Annotated in this window: 1 protein-coding gene; it reads left to right on the top strand. The window is 68.7% G+C overall.

What is annotated here, in order from left to right:
- On the top strand, nt 1–268 hold a 268-nt coding region (locus R0J87_RS20940), incomplete at both ends, for a nitrogenase component 1 (protein WP_498888669.1).

Genomic DNA, 268 nt, shown 5'->3' with positions numbered 1-268 from the left:
GCAGATGGCCGATCCCGAGCGCTACGACTGCGTGGTCATCATCAACCTGTGCGTCCCGACCGCGTCCGGGATCCCGCTCGACCGGTTGCCGCACGAGATCAACGGCGTCCGCGTGATCGGCATCGATGTCCCGGGCTTCGGCGTGCCGACCCATGCGGAGGCCAAGGACATCCTGGCGGGCGCGATGCTTAAATACGCCCGCGAGGAAGCCGAGGCCGGCCCGGTCGCCAAGCCACGCAACCTGGTCGAGGACGCGCCGACGATCACC

The sequence above is a fragment of the Halomonas sp. SIMBA_159 genome (genome assembly GCF_046536035.1).
Lineage (GTDB): Bacteria > Pseudomonadota > Gammaproteobacteria > Pseudomonadales > Halomonadaceae > Vreelandella > Vreelandella venusta_A.
Note: the sequence above shows the minus strand (reverse complement) of the source record. Positions and strands in the feature narration are given on the sequence as shown.